The organism is Candidatus Chryseobacterium colombiense, assembly GCA_029203185.1.
In the GTDB taxonomy this organism is placed as follows: Bacteria; Bacteroidota; Bacteroidia; order Flavobacteriales; family Weeksellaceae; genus Chryseobacterium; species Chryseobacterium colombiense.
On sequence record CP119310.1, the window covers coordinates 3,617,486 to 3,640,571 of the forward strand.

General features: G+C 34.1%; 28 protein-coding genes. 11 read left to right on the forward strand and 17 right to left on the reverse strand.

All coding sequences use genetic code 11. The annotated features are described in order from the left end of the window. The first annotated feature begins 59 nt into the window (after nt 1–59). Nucleotides 60–878: a DUF2807 domain-containing protein gene (locus P0Y62_16400; protein ID WEK69402.1), complete on the forward strand. Its 819-nt coding sequence runs from the start codon at nt 60–62 to the stop codon at nt 876–878. A 68-nt stretch (nt 879–946) separates the two neighbouring features. Here the strand turns inward: P0Y62_16400 and P0Y62_16405 are convergent, their stop codons facing one another. The 6 genes from P0Y62_16405 to P0Y62_16430 form a co-directional block, all read right to left on the reverse strand. Further along, nucleotides 947–1,495: a hypothetical protein gene (locus P0Y62_16405; protein ID WEK69403.1), complete on the reverse strand. Its 549-nt coding sequence runs from the start codon at nt 1,493–1,495 to the stop codon at nt 947–949. 101 nt (nt 1,496–1,596) lie between these two features. Further along, nucleotides 1,597–3,471: a monovalent cation:proton antiporter-2 (CPA2) family protein gene (locus P0Y62_16410; protein ID WEK69404.1), complete on the reverse strand. Its 1,875-nt coding sequence runs from the start codon at nt 3,469–3,471 to the stop codon at nt 1,597–1,599. A 3-nt stretch (nt 3,472–3,474) separates the two neighbouring features. After that, nucleotides 3,475–3,996: an NAD(P)H-dependent oxidoreductase gene (locus P0Y62_16415; protein ID WEK69405.1), complete on the reverse strand. Its 522-nt coding sequence runs from the start codon at nt 3,994–3,996 to the stop codon at nt 3,475–3,477. 229 nt (nt 3,997–4,225) lie between these two features. Continuing rightward, nucleotides 4,226–5,026 carry a TPM domain-containing protein gene (locus P0Y62_16420; protein WEK69406.1) on the reverse strand — a complete coding sequence of 267 codons (801 nt, stop codon included), beginning with the start codon at nt 5,024–5,026 and terminating at the stop codon, nt 4,226–4,228. Further along, nucleotides 5,007–5,435, reverse strand: a complete 429-nt coding sequence (locus P0Y62_16425; protein ID WEK69407.1) for a TPM domain-containing protein — start codon at nt 5,433–5,435, stop codon at nt 5,007–5,009. The genes P0Y62_16420 and P0Y62_16425 overlap by 20 nt, the downstream gene beginning before the upstream one ends. Before the next feature lie 2 nt (nt 5,436–5,437). After that, complete coding sequence (locus P0Y62_16430; protein ID WEK69408.1) at nt 5,438–6,046, reverse strand: LemA family protein; 609 nt, start codon at nt 6,044–6,046, stop codon at nt 5,438–5,440. A 74-nt stretch (nt 6,047–6,120) separates the two neighbouring features. On the opposite strand from P0Y62_16430, the gene P0Y62_16435 reads away from it, so the two are divergent. Both P0Y62_16435 and P0Y62_16440 read left to right on the forward strand, forming a co-directional pair. After that, nucleotides 6,121–6,615, forward strand: a complete 495-nt coding sequence (locus P0Y62_16435) for a dihydrofolate reductase (GenBank protein WEK69409.1) — start codon at nt 6,121–6,123, stop codon at nt 6,613–6,615. Nucleotides 6,616–6,690: 75 nt separating this feature from the next. After that, on the forward strand, nt 6,691–7,257 hold the full coding sequence (locus P0Y62_16440; protein ID WEK69410.1) for a tetratricopeptide repeat protein: 567 nt from the start codon (nt 6,691–6,693) through the stop codon (nt 7,255–7,257). Between the two features lie 62 nt (nt 7,258–7,319). On the opposite strand, the gene P0Y62_16445 is transcribed toward P0Y62_16440, so the two are convergent. From P0Y62_16445 to P0Y62_16470, 6 genes are all read right to left on the reverse strand, one after another. Beyond that, nucleotides 7,320–7,781: a hypothetical protein gene (locus P0Y62_16445; protein ID WEK69411.1), complete on the reverse strand. Its 462-nt coding sequence runs from the start codon at nt 7,779–7,781 to the stop codon at nt 7,320–7,322. 75 nt (nt 7,782–7,856) lie between these two features. After that, a complete protein-coding gene (locus tag P0Y62_16450) occupies nt 7,857–8,489 on the reverse strand; it encodes a trimeric intracellular cation channel family protein (GenBank protein WEK69412.1) in 633 nt (210 codons plus the stop codon). 41 nt (nt 8,490–8,530) lie between these two features. Beyond that, nucleotides 8,531–8,887 (reverse strand): four helix bundle protein, encoded by a 357-nt coding sequence (locus P0Y62_16455; protein WEK69413.1) that lies wholly within the window; start codon nt 8,885–8,887, stop codon nt 8,531–8,533. Between the two features lie 45 nt (nt 8,888–8,932). Further along, nucleotides 8,933–9,391, reverse strand: a complete 459-nt coding sequence (gene coaD / locus P0Y62_16460; protein ID WEK69414.1) for a pantetheine-phosphate adenylyltransferase — start codon at nt 9,389–9,391, stop codon at nt 8,933–8,935. Nucleotides 9,392–9,395: 4 nt separating this feature from the next. Next, nucleotides 9,396–9,848 carry a hypothetical protein gene (locus P0Y62_16465; protein ID WEK69415.1) on the reverse strand — a complete coding sequence of 151 codons (453 nt, stop codon included), beginning with the start codon at nt 9,846–9,848 and terminating at the stop codon, nt 9,396–9,398. 5 nt (nt 9,849–9,853) lie between these two features. After that, nucleotides 9,854–10,837: a D-alanine--D-alanine ligase gene (locus tag P0Y62_16470; GenBank protein WEK69416.1), complete on the reverse strand. Its 984-nt coding sequence runs from the start codon at nt 10,835–10,837 to the stop codon at nt 9,854–9,856. Between the two features lie 153 nt (nt 10,838–10,990). Here P0Y62_16470 and P0Y62_16475 point away from each other — a divergent pair, with 153 nt between their 5' ends. From P0Y62_16475 to murI, 6 genes are all read left to right on the forward strand, one after another. Continuing rightward, nucleotides 10,991–12,049 (forward strand): PASTA domain-containing protein, encoded by a 1,059-nt coding sequence (locus P0Y62_16475; protein ID WEK69417.1) that lies wholly within the window; start codon nt 10,991–10,993, stop codon nt 12,047–12,049. Between the two features lie 72 nt (nt 12,050–12,121). Continuing rightward, nucleotides 12,122–13,195 carry an RluA family pseudouridine synthase gene (locus tag P0Y62_16480; protein WEK69418.1) on the forward strand — a complete coding sequence of 358 codons (1,074 nt, stop codon included), beginning with the start codon at nt 12,122–12,124 and terminating at the stop codon, nt 13,193–13,195. Nucleotides 13,196–13,246: 51 nt separating this feature from the next. Further along, the gene (locus P0Y62_16485) at nt 13,247–14,197 is read left to right on the forward strand and encodes a type IX secretion system membrane protein PorP/SprF (GenBank protein WEK69419.1); all 951 of its coding nucleotides are present in this window, start codon (nt 13,247–13,249) and stop codon (nt 14,195–14,197) included. A 50-nt stretch (nt 14,198–14,247) separates the two neighbouring features. Further along, a complete protein-coding gene (hemW, locus tag P0Y62_16490; GenBank protein WEK69420.1) occupies nt 14,248–15,372 on the forward strand; it encodes a radical SAM family heme chaperone HemW in 1,125 nt (374 codons plus the stop codon). A gap of 33 nt (nt 15,373–15,405) precedes the next feature. After that, nucleotides 15,406–17,001 carry a DUF4139 domain-containing protein gene (locus P0Y62_16495; GenBank protein ID WEK69421.1) on the forward strand — a complete coding sequence of 532 codons (1,596 nt, stop codon included), beginning with the start codon at nt 15,406–15,408 and terminating at the stop codon, nt 16,999–17,001. 43 nt (nt 17,002–17,044) lie between these two features. Further along, nucleotides 17,045–17,875: a glutamate racemase gene (gene murI / locus P0Y62_16500; protein ID WEK69422.1), complete on the forward strand. Its 831-nt coding sequence runs from the start codon at nt 17,045–17,047 to the stop codon at nt 17,873–17,875. Between the two features lie 35 nt (nt 17,876–17,910). On the opposite strand, the gene P0Y62_16505 is transcribed toward murI, so the two are convergent. Then, entirely contained in the window at nt 17,911–18,513 is a 603-nt protein-coding gene (locus P0Y62_16505) for an NAD(P)H-dependent oxidoreductase (protein WEK69423.1), read from the reverse strand. A gap of 84 nt (nt 18,514–18,597) precedes the next feature. On the opposite strand from P0Y62_16505, the gene P0Y62_16510 reads away from it, so the two are divergent. Further along, nucleotides 18,598–18,936, forward strand: a complete 339-nt coding sequence (locus tag P0Y62_16510; GenBank protein ID WEK69424.1) for a winged helix-turn-helix transcriptional regulator — start codon at nt 18,598–18,600, stop codon at nt 18,934–18,936. A gap of 17 nt (nt 18,937–18,953) precedes the next feature. On the opposite strand, the gene P0Y62_16515 is transcribed toward P0Y62_16510, so the two are convergent. The 4 genes from P0Y62_16515 to P0Y62_16530 all read right to left on the reverse strand — a co-directional run bounded on the left by P0Y62_16515 (nt 18,954) and on the right by P0Y62_16530 (nt 21,340). Next, nucleotides 18,954–19,532, reverse strand: a complete 579-nt coding sequence (locus P0Y62_16515) for an RsmD family RNA methyltransferase (protein ID WEK69425.1) — start codon at nt 19,530–19,532, stop codon at nt 18,954–18,956. A gap of 72 nt (nt 19,533–19,604) precedes the next feature. Continuing rightward, nucleotides 19,605–20,321 carry a DUF3822 family protein gene (locus tag P0Y62_16520; protein ID WEK69426.1) on the reverse strand — a complete coding sequence of 239 codons (717 nt, stop codon included), beginning with the start codon at nt 20,319–20,321 and terminating at the stop codon, nt 19,605–19,607. Nucleotides 20,322–20,339: 18 nt separating this feature from the next. Then, the gene (locus tag P0Y62_16525) at nt 20,340–20,834 is read right to left on the reverse strand and encodes a Smr/MutS family protein (GenBank protein WEK69427.1); all 495 of its coding nucleotides are present in this window, start codon (nt 20,832–20,834) and stop codon (nt 20,340–20,342) included. Between the two features lie 11 nt (nt 20,835–20,845). Beyond that, complete coding sequence (locus P0Y62_16530; protein WEK69428.1) at nt 20,846–21,340, reverse strand: metallophosphoesterase family protein; 495 nt, start codon at nt 21,338–21,340, stop codon at nt 20,846–20,848. A gap of 158 nt (nt 21,341–21,498) precedes the next feature. Here P0Y62_16530 and P0Y62_16535 point away from each other — a divergent pair, with 158 nt between their 5' ends. Beyond that, nucleotides 21,499–23,043 carry a serine hydrolase gene (locus P0Y62_16535; protein ID WEK69429.1) on the forward strand — a complete coding sequence of 515 codons (1,545 nt, stop codon included), beginning with the start codon at nt 21,499–21,501 and terminating at the stop codon, nt 23,041–23,043. Nucleotides 23,044–23,086: the final 43 nt, after the last annotated feature.

The following is a 23,086-nucleotide window of genomic DNA, read 5'->3' on the forward strand; positions in this document are numbered from 1 at the left end:
AATTAGTTGTTATTAAAAGTATAAAGATATTAAAACTAAAATTTATAAAAGAACCAAACATGAGATCACAAACTATTTTTATTTTTTCTGCCTTCCTATTATTAGCCTCGTGCGATAAGCAAGAACGAAGAAATGGTGAAAGAGAAAAAAGCAACTGGGTTGAAAAAGTGGTTACCACCGACAACGGACCCATGAAGCAAAGGGAGGTCACCGGAGATTTTGATGAAATTGAAGTTTCCCAGGCGATTGATGCTGAAATTATAAAAGCTGATGTTGAAAAAGTAGTCATTTATGCCCCTCAGAATATTATTGATGAGGTATTGGTAGATAACGACGGCGGAAATCTTCATATTCATTATAAAAAAGGAATAAGGGTAATGAATACCCATAACGTTTCCGCTAAAATTTATACCAAAGATTTTTCAAAGCTTAATGCGAATTCTGCGGCAAATATTACTGTTAAGGACAAATTTGTTCAGGAGAAAACACATATTGAAGTGTCCAGTGCAGCAAGTATTTCCGGAGATCTTGAAGCGAATGATTTCGATATTTCCGTAGACAGCAGCAGTAATTTTAAAGGAAAAATATGGGCTGTAGATTTAGGAATAGAGGCTTCCTCAGGAGCAAGTATAGATATTTCCGGGAAAGCCAAAAAAGCTGAGGTTACCTCTTCTTCAGGAAGCAGCGTTTCAGCAAAAGAGCTTGTAGCAGATCATGTAAGTGCAGAAGCTTCAAGTGGGGCAAATATACAAATCAGTGCTTCTTCATCCATTAAAGCAGATGCTTCTTCAGGAGGGAGTGTGAATGTATATAAAAGAGGAAATGTAACTTCTGTAACGAAAGAAGAGAGTAGTGGCGGAAGTGTATCGATTGAGTAAGAATTATTATTGATTATATAAAACAATCCTCCGTTGAATTGCAGCGGAGGATTGTTTTATAATGTAATCTATAGATTCTCTGTTTTAGGTGTTTTAAATAATAAAACCAAAGCCCAGATTTGTAAAATCATTTGTATAATATTGATAATTCCGACAATGGGATCATTGACTAAATTGGCAATTATAAAAATAATACTGAAAAGCCCAAGAGATAACAGAATTAAAAGTACAAATTTTATCCACTCGGTTCCTTTACTTACTAAATATCCAATTCCAAATATAATAGCTAGAGAAAATAGAGCAATACATATTTTTATTCCACTATCCAGTGTTTCATATTTCCAAATTAAATTTCCGATTTCCAAAGCTCCGGAAAGGTAAATAAGTTCTGCCGTTTTTTTATAATTGGAGTGAATAACCGTATTTTTTCTTTCCGTTTTAAGAGTTAATAATTCCTGATTTCTTTCAATTTCTTCGGAAGTAAATTCATAGGCTCTTGATTTTAATATTTCAAAAGCCTGTATTTTTGCTTCGTCTACAAATTTACTTTCGGGTAAAAGGTATTGCGCTAATTCTTGATTTGATTTTTTCTCTAAAACACTTTTATTTACGCTCATTTTTGAAAATAATAACTATTTTTCAAATGTATGGACTTTTTAATAATTGATTTCTGATTTGGTGTTAGACCATTTAAAAAAACGTATAATAAAAAGAAAGTTTAATCTTCATCTTCTTCATCTGCAGATGATGAACCTTCCCAGTTTCGGGTATCGAAATTAAGATTATCATAAGCGAGTAGTTCTTCTTCTCGCTGAAGCATTTCTTTTGTCGTAAAAATATTGAGATCACCTTCTTCTTTGATTTTAGCTAATTTCCTTACAGAATCTTTATCTATAGCCATAAACCTTTGTCCGAGCCTTCTTGCTGCATATTTTCTCATCCCTGTTTCATGCAGAACATCTACTGCCATATCAACCGCAGTACCCAGTGTTTCACGGTAGATATTATCAATTCCGTTGTTGAGGTAACTGTATGCATCAATTCTGTTTTTAGCTCTTACGAAGATTTTTACATTAGGATAATGTTCCCGCACAAGCTCTGCAATGAATTTATTATCATCAGGATCGTCAAGACAAAGAACCAGAATCTCGGCATCTTCAATTCCTGCTGCTCTCAGAATAGGAATTCTTGTCGCATCCCCATAATATACTTTGAAACCATAACTTCTTAATAATTTGACACGATCCGAATCTCTGTCCAAAACAGTTGCAGTTATTTTATTGGCTTTAAGCAATCGTCCGACCGTACTTCCAAAATGGCCAAAACCAACAATTATGATTTTTTTCTGGGCGACATTGTTGTCTAAAATGTTAAAAGCATTATCCTGTTCAGGGATTTCTTTAATAAATTTAGGAGTTATGATTTTATCATTGATAATTAAAAGAAGCGGAGTGATACACATGGTGATTGCCGTTACCGCCATCATTTGTGCGTTCAGTTCCGGACTGATCAGATAAAGACTGGAAGCATAATTGATTAATACAAAAGCAAATTCTCCCACCTGAGAAAGAGCAAAAGCATAAAATAAGCTCTGAGGAGTATCAATTTTGAAAAACTTCCCGATAAAAAATAAAACAATAAATTTTATACTTAAAACAGCAAAAACGGTACTGAAAATAAAGACCGGATCTTTCTGGATAATATCAAAATTCATGGTAGAGCCGACACTTACAAAAAACACCGCCAATAATAATCCTTTGAACGGGTCGATTTGCGCTTCAAGTTCATGCCGAAACTCACTGTTGGCGAGCATTACCCCTGCAAGGAAAGCTCCTAAAGCAGGAGATAGCCCAATTGCGACCATAAGCTCTGAAACACCAATTACCAAAAATAAAGAAGAAGCCGTTAAAAGCTCCGTCATTCCCGACTTTGAAACATATCTTAAAAAAGGAACGAAAACATATCGTCCTAATAAAATTAAAATAGCAACTCCCAGAATTACGGTTGCAAACTGCATCCATTCCGGAAGTGTTTGTATCAAAACCTGAATTTCGTTATCGTGATGCCTGGCTTTATAATTGGCAACAAGTGGTAAAATTGCCAATATAGGAATCACTGCAATATCCTGAAATAAAAGCGTGGAAAATGAAGCTTCTCCGGCTAATGTTTTTAAATTATTTTTTTCCTGTAAAGTCTGTAAAACAATAGCTGTGGAAGAGAGTGCAAAACACATCGCAATGGCGAAAGCTTTATCTATTTTCCAATCGACCCAGATAAATACTAAAAAAAGCAGGGAAGTGGTCAGAAGCATTTGTGTGAGTCCCAGTCCGATAATTTTCTTCCGCATCTCCCAAAATTTTCTGGGTTCAAGTTCTAGTCCGACTAGAAATAAAAGCATAATCACTCCGAATTCACTGGCGTGCATAATGTCATTTACATCTTTACCGGTTAGTTTTAAAACATAAGGACCGATAATAATACCTCCTGCAAGATAACCGATTACAGAACTTAGACCAAATTTTCTTACAAGCGGAACCATAATGATGGCAACGCCTAAAAAAATAAGGGTATTCATTGCTAAGCTAGATTCCATGCATTATTGATTCAAAAGTTCTGTAAATTTCTGTTTATGTAGAATGATATCTTTTTTGGATAATTTATTGGCTTCGTAAACAATTTTAATATTTTTAAGATTAGCTTTAAAAACATTTAACGAAACGATAAGGCCGCTGATGAGTTCTTCTACAGTGTATTTATAAGTGCCATGTCTGCTGAAAGACCTTTCTTTTCCACCAGTCGTTACCAAAATATAAACTTCTTTATTTTCTAATGGGTTATATTCTCCTTCTTTAAGCCAGTCACGGTCAAAAACTTCGTCAATCCAAAGTCGCAGCAGAGGAGGGATTCCGAACCAAATCAAGGGAAACTGAAAAACAAAACGGTCATAATTTTTTAATCTTTTTCTTTCCCTAAAAGCAGCGATATGAAAGTCGGGGTATTCTTCGTAAAGATCTCTGAGGGTAAAATGCTGATGACGTACATAGAAATTGATGAGCTCTACATTCGAGTTTGAGTGCTCCAAATAAGGGTGTGCAAAAACTACCAACGTCTTCTTCATAAACCTGTTTTCAGTAAATTTAATAAATTTTTTTTGAATTAAAGGTAGGCTTTGAGTGGATTTGTTGATTTTTTAATATTAAAAATGATACTTATGTTAAAATAAAGTAAAGAATAATAGTTTAATTTTTATTTTCTTTAATATTCTTGTTTTTTATTAATGAAAAAATCGCTCATCATTGAGCGATTTTATATTTTATTGATTTGTAATTATATAATAATTCAGGCTTTTACCATCCGCCAGATGCACCGCCTCCGCCAAAACTTCCGCCTCCGCCGAAACCTCCAAATCCACCGCCTCCGCCGGAGCCACCACCAAATCCCCCTCCGCCAAAGCTGCCTGGAAATGGAAAGAATCCTCCGGGATAGTTTCTTCTGCCACGTCTTGTAATAAGAACGTCATCATCATCGTTTCCGCCATTTCCTCCTCCTCTGTTTCCGAAAAGGATGGCAAGAATAACTAAAATGACAAAAGCAATGAGTAATATCTTTAGCGCATTTCCGTCTCCGCTTTCTTCTTTGGCAATAGGTTTGAATTTTCCCTGAACGGCTTCCATCAGTGCAGAAGTTCCCCGATTGATTCCTTCATACCATTCTCCTTTTTTAAAATGTGGAGTAACAATATAATCTAAAATCTGTCCGGCAACTGATGCTGTTAAATACTGTTCAACGGCTCTCCCCTGCTGTATCGACATGGTATGATCTTCGGTGGCAATAAGGAAAACAATTCCGTTATCAATATCTTTTTTTCCGATTCCCCATTTTTCGCCGAACATGGTGGCTAAAAAGTTGACATCTTCTCCCTTTGTAGAAGGAATAATGATTACTTCAATTTCCGTTGAGGTGGAATCTGCAAACTTAATGAGTTTGTCATTCAGTTTATCTATTTCCTGTTGACTTAATAAATTGGCTTTATCATAAACAGGATAGAGAGTCGATGGCTTTTCAGGAATAGTGTACTGTGCTGATACAAAACTGTAAAAGCAAAGCAGTAAAAATGAAAATACTATTTTAAGAGAACGTAATTTCATTAGGCAATTGATTGGGGTTTTCTCCTGTTACGGGAAAATGTTTTTTAAGCTCAAGTCCTGTTTTCAGGATTGCACTTTTCAAAGCTTTATAATAATTTCCTTTAGCAAATTCAGCAGTAATATAGTCATGCAGATGATCCCAATACGACTGCTGCACTTTCTCATGAATTCCTGTGTCGCCAATTATGGTGAGGTATTTCTGTTCAAAATTCACATGGAAGAGCACAGCATTCTTTTCGGTGGTTTTATTAAGGCACAGTTTTTCGAAAATCTGAAATGCTGTTTTAGCATGATCTTTTTCAGTATTCGAGTCGATATGCACTCTAATCTCACCGGTAGAATGTTCTTCTGCTGACTGAATCGCTTCCACAAGGGAAGCGATTTGCTGATCTGTAAGGAAACTTTTCATTATTATTCTGAGAATACTTCAGGTGCTTTTTCAGCTCCCGCTTCAGCCTTAAATGCAGGCTTTTCTTTGAAATTGGTGAAGTTTGCCAAAATATTGTTAGGGAACTGTTTAATCGAAGTATTGTATTTCTGTACAGCCTGATTATAATATACCGTTTCAGTTCTGATACTATTTTCAATGGCAGTATATTCTCTCTGGAAGTTAATGTATTGCTGATCGGCTTTTAAATTCGGATATTGTTCCACGACAGCCATCAAACGGCTTAAAGATCCTGATAATTCTCCCTGTGCAGCCTGGAATCTTGCAAGATCCTGTTCTGTCATATTGCTCGGGTCAATATTGATGGAGGTAGCTTTTGAACGGGCTTCAACTACTTTTGTAAGAGTTTCCTGTTCAAATTTTGAATAAGATTTTACCGTTCTTTCCAAATTAGGGATAAGATTTGCTCTCTTTTGATACACAGTTTCTACGTTGGCCCATTTGGTAATAACTTCCTGCTCCTGAGCTACGAAATTATTATATCCGTTTTTACCCCAGAAAAATAATACAGCAACGATAATGATAAGAGCAATACCGATGGTTCCGGCGCTCAGACAGCCCTTGTTTTTCATAGTTTATTTTTTTTTAAATTCTTGTCTTAACCAAATATACAAATTATGTGCTAATTTTGCAGAAAATTATTTGAATGACAACAATAGTGGTGGCAATGGGAGAGAAAAATGAAATTGGTTTTGAAAACCAGTTGCTTTGGCATCTTCCGAAAGATTTAAAACATTTTAAAGATCTGACGTCGGGGCACCCGGTTATTATGGGAAGAAAAACATATGAAAGCATCGGTAAACCTCTTCCTAACCGTACCAATATTGTTGTATCCAGACAAAAAGACTGGTTTGAAGAAGGTATTTTAATCGTAGGAAGCATTAAAGAGGCTGTGAAATTTGCCAAAAAGATTGATGAAGAGGTCTTCATTATCGGAGGCGGAAATATTTATGAGCAGACGATGGATGTTACGGATAAGCTGGAGGTGACTTTAGTAAAAGCGGATTTACAGGCAGATACTTATTTTCCGAAAATTGATCCTAAGGTTTGGAGAAAAGTGGATGAAGTTTGCCATGAGAAAGATGAAAAAAATCAATATGATTTTTGTTTTCAGACTTATGAAAAAATTAAGAGTGAATAGTTGTAAGAATTCTGGCTTCCAACTTCTAGCATCTAACAGTTAAATGTTTTATCTTTGCACTTCTAAAATTTAAAAATGAATAAATACATAAAATTCGTAATCTCTGCGATTATTATTGCAATAGCGGTTTATCTGATGATGAACAGAAACATCGGTTGGGGTATTGTTTTGGTTGTTGTTGCTGCTGCACCTATTTTGCTTTTCTTTAAAAATGAATATATCCTTTTGGCTTTCTGGCAATTGAGAAAACAAAACATGGAAAAGGCGGCTGTTTGGTTACAAAGCGTCACCAATTATCAAACTCAGCTTCATAAATCTCAATATGGATATTATCATTATCTATTAGGATTAACACAAGCTCAGGATCATCCGACAAAAGTGGAGCCTTTAATGAGAAAAGCTTTGGAATACGGATTGAATATGAAGCACGACAGGGCAATGGCTACCTTGAATTTAGCTGCTGCAGCAATTTCCAAAGGAAGAAAACAGGAAGGACAAAAACTATTGGAAGAAGCAAAGAGATTAGACAGCGCAGGAATGATGACCGATCAGATCAAAATGATGAAAGACCAGCTGAAAATGCCAACAATGCAGAAGCATATGCATAATCCTCATATGAGAAACAGAGGGAAATTCTTTTAATTGAAAGAAAAATTTCGGATCCGATTATAAAATAAAAAAACACCTATATTTTAGGTGTTTTTTTATTTTATAGGAGGTGGTGGAGGTGGTTCTGGAGATTTAAAAAATCGGTCTACAGGATATATGTTTTTTCGGACTAGCGAAAACTGCTCAAGTTTTTCAAATTTATCTTCTAAGCCATCATCATAAAAAGCTTCAGAATAAGGTCTGTTTTTGAGGGAAACAGTGACAAGTGGCGAACGTGTTTCTTTCTTAGGTCTATTTCTTCTCTTTAAATATTTAAAATAATTTTCAAAAGATAGCGGGGCTGAAGACCTGATCTTGTAAATTATTTTTGGTAAGTTCTGTTCTTTGTGTTCAAATGAATTAATTTCAGAATACGTTTGAATGTATGTAATATCCTTTTGTTTTGTGAAAGTGAAAACTTCATGAGCAGAATACATACACGCAGAATAGTTAATGTTTACCACTATGGTATCTCCGTCTTCCATTTTCTCTGAGAATTGATACAAATCTTTTTTCATGTCAAATTTACTCTCATGCTGTTTGCAAGAGAAAATAAACCAGAGAGAAAATAAAAAAATAAAAGATTTCATAAGTTACATTTCAGCATCATTATTATATCCATAAAATTTGGGAATTTGCCAATGATACTTTACGGCCAATGTTCTGATAGCTACAATTAATAAAATCGTAAAAATCTGAATGACCGTATAAGAAAGAGGAGTGAATTTTGTTAACAGTAAAAATATGGAGCCACCCACAATACAGGCTGTTGCATAAATTTCTTTTCTGAATATCAGAGGAATTCTGTTGAGCAAAATATCCCGGATAATCCCTCCGAAACATCCTGTAATCGTTCCCAGACCAATACAAATTAAAGGATGTATACCTACATGCAATCCTTTCTGAATCCCGATTATCGTAAATAATCCAAGTCCGAAGCTGTCAAAAATAAATAAAGTTACCTGAAAGTTTTTTTCAAGAGATTTGAAAATCATGGTAAAAATACTGGTCAGGATAATCAATGCGCAAGTCAGAAGATCATGCATCCAGAACACCGGAATGTCCAGTAACAAATCTCTTACAGTTCCGCCTCCCACAGAGGTCACGAATGCAATAATAAGCACTCCAAAAGGATCCAGGCGTTTTTGCATGGCGGCAAAACTTCCGGACATTGAAAAGGAAATCGTTCCAAGTACTTCTATGGCAAAATTGAGCTGTTCGTGCATGTTTTTATGGGTAATAAGTAGTGGGTAATGAGTAATAAAAATTATGCCGTTATATTTTGGGATAATTTATATTTGGTCATTACTTTTACTAATTCTTCACATTCCAATTTTAAATGTAGAATTTTTTCCTCATTTAAATATCCTAATTCCTCAATTATTTCCAGCCAGAATTGAGTCTCATCAATTTCCTCAACAACAATACAAATTTTTGCAAACCTTTCTTTTTCGGATCTTGCTCTTGAAGCGGCCCTGTAATTGGCCGCAACAGATGTTGCAGATCTGATAATTTGTTTTCTGATTATTGAAAGATCATCAGAATAAGCTAATGGCGATAAAGATTTAATAATAGAGACAGAAATTTTTTTAGTTATATCTCTAAATGTTTGATTAAAATCCATAGTAGTAAAAATTACTCATTGCCCATTACTTAATACTAATAATATTTATACTCTAACGGAATCGGGAACAAGCAGTTCATATTCTCCGCCATGGTTGATGATTTCTCTTACAATGCTGCTGCTGATAAAAGATTTTCCTGATGAAGTTAATAAAAATACCGTTTCCAGTTTTTTGTGAGCCAGTGTTCTGTTGGTGTGGGCAATAGCTTTTTCAAATTCGAAATCTGCGGGATTTCTCAAGCCTCTTAAAATAAACTGAGCATTTTTTTCAAAACAGAAATCCACCGTTAAACCTTCAAAAAAATCAACTTCTACATTGGGAAATTCTGCTACGGAATTTTGAATAAATTCTATTCTTTTTTCCAGAGGAAACATATATTTTTTTTGAGAATTCTGACCAATTGCGATAATTAATTTATCAAAAAGCGGAGCTGCTCTTTCAATAATATCGTAGTGTCCTAGAGTAATGGGATCAAAAGATCCCGGGAAAACAGCAACTTTCATATTCTTAGTTGTTTTCGTTTGATTTTTCGTAAAATAGCCTCAAATTATCAATATTTAAGGTACAATCATTATTTAAAACTTGATTGGAAGATAGGTTTAAAATTAGTTTATTTCTTCCTATAATTTTTGAATTTTTATACAATTTTTCAATTGGTCTGAAATTAATAATGTTTTCAAAATTCCCCGATTCATTTTTTTTAATAATTCCTGAAAATAATACTTTATTATCCAGAGAGGTAATTTCAAAATAGTTTGGAACTCTTTCGTTGTCAATTACTATATCGTGCTTCATGATATATATAAAACACTTCTTTTTATCTAAATAAATTGCATCTTCTTTAAAGCTGACATCTTTAGGTTCAAGATTCGTTTTAGGAATATCTAATTTAAGAGTTTCTAAACTTTGAGAGGCTCCTAAAAAAGGAATTAAAAATAAAATCGCTAAAAAATTCTTCATTATTTCTATTTGTTAAGAACCTTTTCAACTTCATTTCCGCAAAGATCAGTGATGGAAATTCCATATATTTTTGCCTGTTGAGGAAGGATACTTGCAGGGGAGAATCCCGGGTTCGTATTCATTTCCAGCATATAAGGAATTCCGTTCATCAGAATATATTCACTTCTTGAGAAACCGCTCATTCCTAAAGAATTATAAGCTCTTTTAGAGATTTCTTCCACTCGCAGTCTGGTTTCATCATCAATTCTTGCCGGAGTAATCTCTTCGGAAGCACCTTCATATTTTGCCTCATAATCGAAGAATTCGTTTTGAGGAACGATTTCTGTAATTCCTAAAACAATAGTTTCCCCTTTATAATCAATCACTCCCACAGAAACTTCCATTCCGTCAAGGAAACTTTCGATCAAGATTTCATCATCTTCTTTAAATGCAATTTCCGTTGCTGCAATCAATTCAGATTTTTCTTTAACTTTTGAAATTCCTAAAGAAGATCCCGACTGATTCGGCTTCACAAAAACGGGAAGACCAAGGGTTTCTATAATTTCATCAACATTGATTTCTTCTCCTTTTCTTAAGTAAACACTTTTTGCGGAAGGAATTCCATATTTTGAAAGTACAGCTAATGTATCTTTTTTATTGAATGTTAAAGCACTTTGATAAAAGTCACAACCCGTGTATTTTTGTCCGATGGCATCCCAATAAGCCTGTAGTATTCCGTTTTCTCCGGGCGTTCCGTGGATGATATTAAAGCATACATCAAATTGTAATGTTTCATTATCACTTAATGTGACAGAAAAATCTCCCTTGTTAATGTTGTATTTTGTGTCATTTTCGTCCAAAAAATACCATTCCTTTTTAAGGATAACTACTTTATATACATTGTATAAGTTTCTGTCTAAAGAATCAAAGATTAATTGACCGCTTTTTAAGGATACAACGTATTCGTCGGAATAGCCTCCCATTACTACGGCAACATTTTTTTTGCTCATATCTATATAGTATCAATGAAGCAAATTTAATGATTTTATGGAATCTGAACCGTGAAAATAAGAAATTTTAAAATCTGAATGAATTGTGTTAAATAAAAGTACATTCTAAAATTATTAGCTATATTTGCCGTTATAATTAAAGTCATTTTAAGTATGTTTAAATCACTTTTCAATTGGAAAGTTTTACTGAATTTATTAGTAGCCATCGGTGTTTTTGTGGGGTTGGTTTGGCTTACCTTCCGTTGGTTGGAATATCATACTAATCATGGTCAGGAAATTCCTGTCCCGAATGTGGTTAATAAAACCGTACATGAAGCAATCAAAATATTAGATGATACAGGACTGGAATATGAAGTAGACAGTTCAAAATATGATCCTAAGTTCAGACCTTTTCAGGTTCTTCAGGTATTTCCTTCGCCAGGTTCCCGTGTAAAAGACGGAAGAACGGTGAGATTGAAAGTGAATCCTAAGACCTGGGCTGCGATTGCTCTGCCGGATGTAATCAATAAATATTCCGGATTGGCTTTCCAGAGATTGGAACAGGTAGGTTTAAAAGTGGGTGATACAATCTATGAACCAAGTATTCAGAAAGATGCGGTTCTTAGAGTTCTATTTAAAGGAGTAGAAGTAAAGCCTAAAACCAAACTGCCAAGATTCTCCATTGTAGACGTGGTGATCGGCTCCGGACCGATGAGAAATATCGGAATTCCTAGTGTCGTTGGGTTAACGATAAAAGAGGCAAAAGCACTTATTATCAGAAGTAAGTTTGAAGTAGGAGTTATAGAGTTTGAAGATGGAGGTAAAGATGAATCTGATATTGTATATTATCAGGATCCTGCAGCAGGAGATGTCAGGGATCAAGGAATGCAGATCGATATTTGGGCGAGCAAAAGAACGCCGGCAGAGTTAAGAAATAAAATTGACCAGCTTAATTCTATGTATCGTATGAAAGTAGATACGGCACTTCCTCCTGTAAGATATGAAGAAGTGGCGGTAGAACCTACTCATGCGGTTGAACCTGCTCCGGCTCCTAAAAAAGAAATTCCTAAACCAGAACCAGCCAAGTCGGAACCTCAAAAGACTACTACGAATGTAAAGCCGGCAACTGCTACAGAGGATAAAGCAAAAACGACAGGAAGCAATATCAAAGGAACTACACAGCAACCTGCTGAAAGACCAAAAGCTAAAAAGGAAAAGGTAATTATTCAATAATATTACCGTTATTATAAAAATTACAGGCTTCAACTTTACTATGTTGAAGCCTTTTGCATAAAAAATAAAACAATGACAGAAGATAACGAAGATTTTTTAGATGAAGAATTATTAAATGCGAACAGCATTGATAATATCGATATTGATGAAGAAAATAAAGGATTGTATGAACATCTTAATCTCACTGTTGATAAAAGCCAGGAACCCTTAAGAATTGACAAGTTTTTATTGATCTTTCGTCAGAATTCTTCAAGAAATAAAATTTCCCAGACTTGCAGGGCGGGGAATGTTATTGTGAACGGAACTGCAGTAAAACAGAATTACCGTGTAAAACCAGGAGATCAGATTTCTGTGCTATTGGCACATCCTCCAAGAGAAAATGTAATTATTCCACAAGATATTCCTATTAATATCGTTTATGAAGATGATGACCTTGTAGTAGTAGATAAAGATCCCGGAATGGTTGTTCATCCCGGATTTGGAAATTGGGACGGAACTTTGGTAAATGCATTGGCTTTTCATTTTGAAAAAAATGGTTCCAAATCTGATCTGGACAGAGTAGGATTGGTGCACAGAATCGATAAAGATACTTCCGGGTTACTTGTTATAGCCAAAAATGAATATGCTTTAAGCTTTCTGGCAAAACAGTTTTTTGACAGGAAAACAAAGAGGCTATACTGGGCTTTTGTATGGGGAAATGTTCAGGACGATGAGGGAACAATAAGAGGTCATATCGGGCGACATCCCAAAAACAGGATGCAGATGCATACCTATGAAGACGGAAGTCAGGGAAAACATGCGGTAACACACTATAAAGTATTAGAGAGATTTAAATATATGACCTGGGTGGAGTGTAAACTGGAAACCGGAAGAACTCACCAGATCAGAGCACACTTTAAACATATTGGTCATACCTTATTTAATGATGAAAGATACGAGGGGCATACGCCTCTTCGTGGAGTGAATCTGCCTAAGTATAAGCAGTTTATAAAAAATGTATTTGAAATTTTGCCTAGACATGCGCTTCATGCCCATACTTTAGGATTTATACATCCGACGACGAAGAAAGAATTATATTTTGAGAGCCCAATGCCAAAAGATATGGCGGATGCTGTAAAAAAATGGAGAAATTATTTAGAAAACTAAAAATATATTGAGAATTTTTTTATATTTGTTGAATTGAAATCAAGATTTGTTATGAGAAAACTATATGCTATCGTATGTTTAGCTCTTTTGTCGAATGCATACAAAGCACAAGAATCACTTCCATATTATCAACAATACTTATTGGATGGTGATTTCCTGTTCAACCCTGCTCAGTATGGAAAAACAGATGACGTACAACTTAATCTCAACTACCAACAGCAATTTTCAAAGTTCAGCGAGTCTCCCAATGTACAATCAGTGGGGATCAACGCTAATATCTTTGATAGAGTAGGTGCAGGGATTTCTGTATTTAGAGATAGCAACGGCCCTATTTCTGCTGGAGGTATCACAGCAGGAGCTTCTTACTTTATTCCTTTAAGTAGTGAAGGAGACAGAAAAGATCAGTTCTCTTTTGGTACGAGTGTTAATTTTTACAATATGAATTTTGATTATTCAAAAATCAATACTGAAGAAGGTTATGATCCATTATTACAGGGGAACGAAAGCAATATTTTCATGGTGTATGCTAACTTCGGTTTAGCAGCTACCTATAGAAACTTATTTGGAGGGGTGTCTGTTAATGATATTGCTTTGAGTAATGACCAATCTATTGTTAATAACTATGAGCCATCTCCGATTAAGTTCTTCTTAAATTTAGGATATGACTGGCATGTAGGTGATAATATGTATTTCTCTCCGTCAGTATTGGTAAACCTGAATACCAACTCTACAAGACTTATCGATTATAACTTGATGGCTACTTTCTTTAATGACATCAACTCATTCTCTTTCGGGGTAAGTTATAGAGCTGCTCAGAATAGATTTGATAATCAGCAGTTACAGATTGCTCCGGTTGTTAAAGTTAAATTTAACAAGTTTATGGTAGGAGCTACTTACAACTTAGGATTATCTGATATCCAGAGTTATGGAGGAAACAGCTTCATGGTAAGTGTAGGTTATAACTTCGATAATTTCATTAACCGTAGAGGATATAGATATTAATCAATTTAATTTAAATAAATTTGAGCTCTGAATTTTTCAGAGCTTTTTTTATGATTTATATACACATTCCGTTTTGTAAGCAAAAATGCAGTTACTGTAATTTTCATTTTTCCACTTCTTTAAACTTTAAAGATGAAATGCTTGCTGCGATGAAGAAAGAAATCTTCAAACGAAAAGATGAGCTGCAAAACAAAAACCTCCATTCCCTTTATTTTGGTGGCGGAACTCCGTCAATTCTCTCTCCTGATGAAATTAAATCTTTAATAGATGAAGTTTTAAAATATTTCAGTTTTGAAAAAGATATTGAAATTACGCTGGAAGCTAATCCGGATGATTTAGGGAAAGATTTTCTGAAAGGACTTTCGACTTCTCCTGTAAACAGATTGTCAATAGGAACTCAGAGCTTCTTTGAAGAAGATTTGAAATTGATGAATCGTGCACATACAGCATCGGAAGCAGAAGATTCTATCAAAAGAGCGCAGGATTTTGGTTTTGAAAATCTGAGTATTGATTTAATTTATGGTTCACCGACTTCCAATCTTGATATCTGGAAAGAAAATCTGAATAAAACAATAGCTCTTGAAGTTCCTCATATTTCTTCTTATGCTTTGACTGTGGAACCAAAAACTGCTTTAGAAAACTGGATTTCAAAAGGAAAAGTAGTCAGTCCAAAAGAAGAGGAACAGAATAAGGAATTCTATTATTTATCAGACTTTTTAAAAGATAATGGTTTTGAGCATTATGAAGTTTCCAATTTTGCTAAACCTGGATTTTACTCAAGACATAATTCTGCATACTGGAAATATAAGGAATATCTTGGAATTGGCCCGTCTGCACATTCTTACAATGGTTTTGATATCAGGAGCTGGAATGTTGCCAATAATCAACAATATATTAAAAGACTGAATTCAAACCTTCTGGCTAAAGAAGAAGAAATCCTTTCTCAGGAAGACCAGTTTAATGAGATGATTATGATAGGCTTAAGAACAATATGGGGCGTTGATCTTGTAAGCTTGAAAGAAACATTCAGTGAAAATATTCTTGAACATTTTCAAAACGAAATTAAAACAAAGCTGCAGGAAGGAATGTTAACCATTGATAATAACCATTTGAAAATTCCAGAAAAACATTGGTTTATGGCCGATGGAATTGCTTCCGATTTGTTTTTTGTTTAAATTGATCATCAAAAATAAACTACAAGTATAACTATGAAACTAAAATTGTTTTTCTTCCTGTTTTTTATAGGGGCTTTAATGTATGCTCAGAAACCTATTTTTGTAAAAGCAAAAGTGAATGCCGTAAATGTATACCGAACATCAGCAGAATTACAAAGCTCTGTGAATGTATCATTACCGGCAGGAACATCTGAAATTGTGGTGACCAATATTTCCAATGAAATAAATGAAAGATCACTTCAAATCAATTTTAATAATAAGAATATTGCAATTCTTTCGGCTCAATATACCGATAACTACGTCTCTGAATATGATATGGATAAAACCAATCCGAGAATCAAAAAGGCGACGGACAGTATTACTATTGTAGAAAATCTTTTAGCAAAAGCAAATATTGAGCTGGATGCAAATAATAAAACCCTTGAACTTTTAGATAAAAATCAGACTGTTTTGGTAGGAAGTAATACTTCTAATGTTGCCCAGCTTATGCAACTTACAGACTACTACAAAAATAAAAGAGTAGAAGTAAGCGAAACGATTTCATCGATCAATAAAAAGACGAAGGAGCTACAAAAGAAATTAAACCGTTTAAAAAGCAGTCTTAAAATAAATTCTGAACTGGAAGAAAATCTATCTGATGGAGTTCTGATTTTAAAAGTAATGAGCAGTACAGCCTCAAGTACGAAGTTAGATATTGGTTATCTTGCAGAAAGCGTTTCTTGGGAACCATTTTATGAAGTAAGAGGAAATAAGATTTCTGAGCCTTTAGATGTGACTTTTAAAGCGAAATTGAGACAAAATACAGGATTAGACTGGAAAGGAGTAAAATTATCCCTGATTAATTCCAGATCTTCAAGAAATAATATGGCTCCTGTTCTTAGACCCTGGTTTTTACAATCTGAAAAAAATGAAGATATTATAAATGCAGGAAGGCAAGCTTCATTTTCTGATTCGGCCAAAGAAAAAAATATTGAAGAAGTTGTGGTGGTTGGGTATGGTGTAAGAATTATTGAGAATCAATTGAATATGAGTTTCGATGTAGATGTTCCTTACGATATTCTTTCTAATAATCAGGATCATTTTATTAATCTTAAGCAGATTAAAATACCTGCTGATTATAAATACTATACTGCACCTAAAGCTGGAAATGATGCATATTTAATTGCTACTATTAAAGATTTTAATAAATATAATTTGATCTCAGGTTCTGCCAATGTAATTTTTGAAAATATGTTTATCGGAGAGACGAGAATTAACCCAAATCAGGTAACAGATGAATTAAATATTACACTTGGAGATGACAAAAAAATAAGTATTCGAAAAGAAATTGTCGATGATAAAGCCAGCGTAAAATTCTTTTCTTCTTATCAGGAGAAAACCTTTACTTATGATATTGTGGTACGAAATAATAAAAAAGATGCGATTGATATTGAAATTAAAGACCAATATCCTTTAAGTAAGGATGAATCAGTTAAAATAGAATTATTACAAGCTGATAAAGCTGAAGTAGATAAAGAAAAAGGCTTTTTAACCTGGAATCTTAAAATATCTTCTAATGAAACTAAAAAAATAAGAGTAAGCTATAAAGTAAGATATCCGAAAGATTATTCAATCAGTAATCTTAATTAATTACGATTCTATTCCTTATTTTTGTATAAAATTTCAGCTCGATTTGAAAAATAAAAAACCAGACTATTCGCATCTTTCATCCAACCAGCCTATCGGTATTTTTGATAGCGGGGTAGGAGGTTTGACGGTAGCTAAAGAGATAAAAAGGCTTCTTCCTCATGAGGATTTAATTTATTTTGGTGATACAAAACATCTTCCTTATGGTGAAAAATCTAAGGAAGCCATTATAGAATATTCTACAAAGATTACCAATTTTTTATTGGAACAGAACTGTAAAGCGATTGTCATTGCGTGCAACACAGCAACGGCCAATGCTTTAGACCAAGTAATGCAATCTGTTGCAGGCAGAGTTCCTGTTATTGATGTTATCAACCCTGTAGCGGAAAAAGTTTCGTATGAAATCCATAATAATGTTGGAGTTATCGCGACAAAAGCTACGGTGAATTCCGGATTATACAAAAAGAGTATTCGTAAACATAATAAATGGATTAAAGTAGATGAATTGGCGACACCTTTATTGGTTCCTGCTATTGAAGAAGGCTTTAAAAACCATCCGATTACCCATGCTATTATCTATAATTACTTAAGCAATAGCAAGCTGAAAAATATTGAAACGCTGATTCTAGGATGTACTCATTATCCTTTATTGATCGATGAAATCAAACAGTATTATGGAAACCGTGTTCGTGTGATTGATTCACCGAATATTGTGGCGAATCATTTAAAAATTATTTTAGATAAATATAATCTTTTAAATGAAAACAATCCGAAGCCTAATTATCACTTCTACTTATCTGACCTGACTAAAAATTTCGAAAAAATCTCAAAGAAATTCTTCGGGAAAACAATAGATCTGGAACTGAAAGTATTATAAATAAAAAAAGACTCAAAAAAGAGTCTTTTTTTTATTTATATCTCAAGAATGACTTCTTGTTTTTCATGTCTTGTTTTGGGAGTAATGGTCGGCTGATTGCTGTCTTCTTCAGCTCTTAGACCAATGGTAACCGCAAATAGAGTTTCATACTTTTCATTGTTTAAAATAGTGTCATACTTTTCTGGTTCAATTCCTTCCATTGGTGTAGAATCTATTCCCATTTCTGCACATGCTGAAAGGAAGACTCCCAATGAAAGGTAAACCTGATGACCCAGCCATGATTTTATGGCAGCATTGCCCTTCGGTTTTACAAAATTTTTATAATAATTCACACTTCCTTCAGGAAGATAACCTTCAATCTTATTTTCAAAATCATCAGGGTTTTTCATGACCTGAAATACAATTAAATAATTGCTGTCCAAAACTTTTTCCTTGTTCCAGTAAGAGGCTTCTGCCAAAGGTTGCTTTAAATCGGAAAAATTATTTACAAAAATAAAATTCCATGGCTGACTGTTGATAGAGGAAGGACTTAGCTGTAAAATGTCTTTTAACTGCTGAATTTTTTCTTCACTTATTGTTCCTTGAGGATTATACTTTTTCACAGTATATCTCGATTTCATTTTTTCTAAAAAGCTCATAATTTTATACTATATTTTTTATAGTTGCAAAACTAATTTAAGTTTAATACATTTGCAATAACGGTAAAAAAGGATAGTATAAAAATGTATACAATAGATAATAAAGTATATCCGTGTTGTACAAGTGTTACCATGCGGTTTATTGGAGGAAAATGGAAAGCGGTAATTCTGGTCCATCTGAAGAATGGTCCCAAAAGATACAATGAAGTGAGAAAATTGATTCCCACGATTACAGAAAGAACATTAAGCCTACAACTGAAGCAATTAGAAGAAGACCATATTATTGATCGAAAGGTTTTTACAGAAAAACCGCCGCTAATGGTAGAATATACATTGACGGATTTTGGGAAAACATTACTTCCTGTTTTGGAAGAAATTACAAAATGGGGAATTGAAGCTTCTGAAAGATTCAAAAAAAAATAATCAAGAAAAAATCCTGATTATTCTGTTATTTCTGTAGTCGCTTCCTGATTAGGTTTAAAAAAGCTGAAGCTTACGTTTCCGTATTTTCGGGTATCCATTAAATTCGGATGGTCAAATTTCATTCGGCTTTGATGCTCCACGATCAGTATGCCGTTTTCTTTTAGATATTTATTGTTTAATACTAAAGAAATCAATTCGTGGTATTTTTTTTCTTCCATTTCGAAAGGGGCGTCAGAAAATACGACCTCAAATGACTTTTTATTTCTAAACTTCTTTAGCCAGTCAAAAACATCCCCTCTCTGAACGTTAACCTGTAAGCTAAATCCTAATTCAGAAGCTGTGGAATTCAGAAAGCTGGTGTGTTTGGGATTCATTTCTACAGAAGTAATGTCCTGACATCCTCTGGAAGCAAATTCAAAGGTTATAGAGCCAATTCCTGCGAATAAATCCAGCACGGAAACCGACTGCATATCATATGTATTTTCCAAAATACTGAATAGCGCCTCTTTTGCAAAATCCGTTGTTGGTCTTACATCAAAATTTTTCGGAGCGGCTATTTTTTTAGCTTTCCATTTTCCCGAGATGATTCTGTACATATTATGGTAGGTTTTAAGTTGTAGATCGTAGGTAACAGGTATACTAAACACATGTTATCTGGTTACTGCAACCTAATTTAAAATAAAATTTTTATTAGGAATATTATCAAAAACGATTTTCAGATTCTTTACAAACTTTTGTAATTCTGAAATAAAGGTTTCATTCTCTGTGGTTTCACCGTAGGCAAAAAAGCTGGTTTCATTAATTCCAAAACCTATTTTACTTAAAGTGAACATCACAAAATAAAGAAAATCAACTTCTGAATTGACATCCAGATTATTATATAAGATGATTTTTTTATCATCAATAGCAAAAAACTCACACTGATTATGGTATAGGTTGATGTGAATTTCTTTATTGCTTTTATTATGAATAGCATTTAAAAACTTTTCCCCTGAAAAATTAAAATGAACAGGTATCCCTAGACTCTTTATTTTCTGATAAAAATGTTTTGGAAAAGTGTAATAAAACTGAACCTTGAATTTTTTATTGACAGAAAGCATAAGCTCTTCGTTATCCTTATCAACAGGAGCGTTAAAAGCAATTAAGTCAAATCCTGCATCATGCTCAGAAAATCCTTCCGGCATTAAAGTAAAGTGATTCAAGGCTGAAATTACCTGAATTTCATCAAATTTTTGTTTACCCAACACTTCATCCAGTTTATGTGAGATGAAATTTTCCGGAGTTTCTTCGTCTACGAAATAAGATTTTTCTTCCACAATGCTTTTATTTCTAGCAATTTGGAAGATCAGTCCGTCTTTGGTAAAAAGTAAATTAAGTACGTTCATATTTCAATTCCTGCAAATTTAGTGAAATTCTACCATTACTGCACCCGATTGATGATGAAGTATTTCCTTATTGTAAAAATCGAGATTGGTCTGACTTTCCAAAGTATCCCAAACCAACTTCTGTAAAATTCCGTCACCAATTCCGTGTACGATTTCCAGCCTTTTAAGATGATTTTTTCTGCAGAATTCCAGGGTTTCCACCAGTTTTTCCTTTTGAATAAACAATCTTTCAAAACTATCATAATCATTAGGATTCTTAACTAAATTATGAAAATGCAGGTCTAACACCAAATGGTTTTTCTGATGTTTTTTAGAAATATTTTTTTTAGGTTCGGCTTTTTTTATGATTTCTACCTTTTCATAAAAATCTGAAATTTTCGGAACCAGTTTCTCTTTCTGATATTGATGGGTAAAGCCATATTCATCTTTAAACACTACAATATTTCCATGAACGGAAGTTATTACTCCGTTTAAATCTTCATCTACCACAGAAACTTTGTCTCCAATCTTCATTTCTTAATAATTTATTTCGGTCCCAGCTCAATGACCTCCAGATCCTTTATTTCTGCACCATCAATCACAAAACGCATCATGGTCCTCATTTTGTGCCAACCTTGCTTACCGCAAGCTCCGGGATTGAGGTGAAGCAAATTATTTTTTTCATCAAACATCGCCTTCAAAATATGAGAATGTCCGGAAATAAATAAATTCGGTGCTTTTTCAGAAATCTCTTTTTTAGCTAAAGGAGTATATTTTCCGGGATATCCACCAATATGAATCATCACAATTTCAACTTCTTCACAGAAAAAACGGTTTACTTCAGGAAATTCAGAACGAATTTTAGCGTTGTCAATATTTCCGTAAACTCCTTTCAAAGGTTTGATTTTCTCAAGCTGTTCAATGACTTCCATACTTCCGAAATCTCCGCCATGCCATATTTCATCAGAGTGCTGAGCGTATTCTAAAATTCGGTCATCGATATAGGAATGAGAGTCGGATAGTAGTAATATTCTGGTCATTATCTAAGGGTTCTTTCTGAAATCTTTAGATTCCACTTTCTCTTTTCAGTTAAAAAATTTAAAATGTAATAATCATCATTTTTCATGCTTAAAACTTTTTGCAAATATAGGGGTTAAATAAAAATCTTAATATTTAGTACATTTGAAAAAATAAAAAAATGAAGCAGAAACTTTCTCTTTTCCTTTTTCTTTTGACCGTTGGTATTGCCAATGCACAGGTTGAGGAAAAAAAACTGGATGAATTGGTCCAGAATACGTTAAAAACTTTTGATGTTCCCGGAATGTCTGTAGGAATTATCAAAGACGGGAAATTAATTTATTCAAAAGGTTTTGGAGTACGCTCATTAACCACAAAACAACCGATGGATGACAATACTTTAGTGGGAATTGCTTCCAATTCAAAAGGTTTTACCTGTACAGCACTGGCTATTTTAGCGGATGAAGGGAAATTGAACTGGGATGATAAAGTTTCAAAATATATTCCTGAATTTCAAATGTACGATCCGTATGTTTCCCAAAATGTTACCATTAAAGATTTGGTGACTCACAGAGCCGGATTAGGTTTAGGACAGGGAGATTTAATGTTTTTTCCGGAAGGAGGAAATTTAACGGTGAATGATATTGTTCATAATGTAAGGTATTTAAAGCCTGAAAATCCTTTCAGAACCACTCTGGATTATAATAATATCATGTTCATTGTTGCCGGAGAAGTAATTCACAGAGTTTCAGGGCTGAGTTGGGCAGAATTTATCGAGCAAAGAATTATGAAACCTGTAGGAATGACTTCAAGTTTTGGGAGTTATAACAGAGCAAAAGCAGTTGCCAATAAAATTGATGCCCATGCTCCTGTAGACGGAAAAGCTGTTGCAGTTCCTCATGACTGGAATGAAACGGCCAATGCAGCAGGAGGAATTATGAGTAATATTAAAGATATGACACTTTGGGCTGAATGTTTGTTGAATAATTTCACGACAAAAGACGGAAAGAAATTAGTTTCAGATAAAAATGTTCAACAGCTTTGGAGCTTACAGATTCCAAGCGGAGTGTCAGCAAAAAATCCGTATGATACAAGCTTTTATGGGTATGGAATGGGCTGGTTTTTAAGTGATGTAAAAGGTCACAAACAAATCCAGCATACAGGAGGATTGATCGGAACGGTAACTCAGTTTACATTAATTCCGGATATGAAACTGGGAATTGTCGTTTTGACCAATCAACAGTCCGGAGCAGCTTTCAATACCATTACCAATACGGTTAAAGATTCTTATTTGGGCATTGCAGACAGAAACTGGCTGAAAACTTATGGTGACCGAATGAAAAAAATGGAAGAAGTTTTTGATAAGCAAAAGAAGGAAGCCTTTGCAAAATCAGAAGCTTTCAGAAAAGATAAAAATCTGCAGCCAAAGCCGGAACAGTTTGTTGGAACTTATAATGACCAATGGTTTGGTGATGTAGAAGTTTCTCAACAGGGAAATACATACAGAATTCTGTGTAAAAACTCTCCAAGACTGAAAGGCGAATTATTACCTTATTCAAATAATTCTTTTATCATTAAATGGGACGACAGAAGCTATGATGCGGATGCTTATATTATTTTTAATTATGATGAAACAGGAAAAGCTGAGTCTGCAAGATTAAAGCCGATTTCTGATGTTACGGATTTCAGTTTTGATTTTGATGATTTAGATCTTAAAAGAAAATAAATAAAAAACTCCAACAAGCTGTTGGAGTTTTTTTATGCGTATA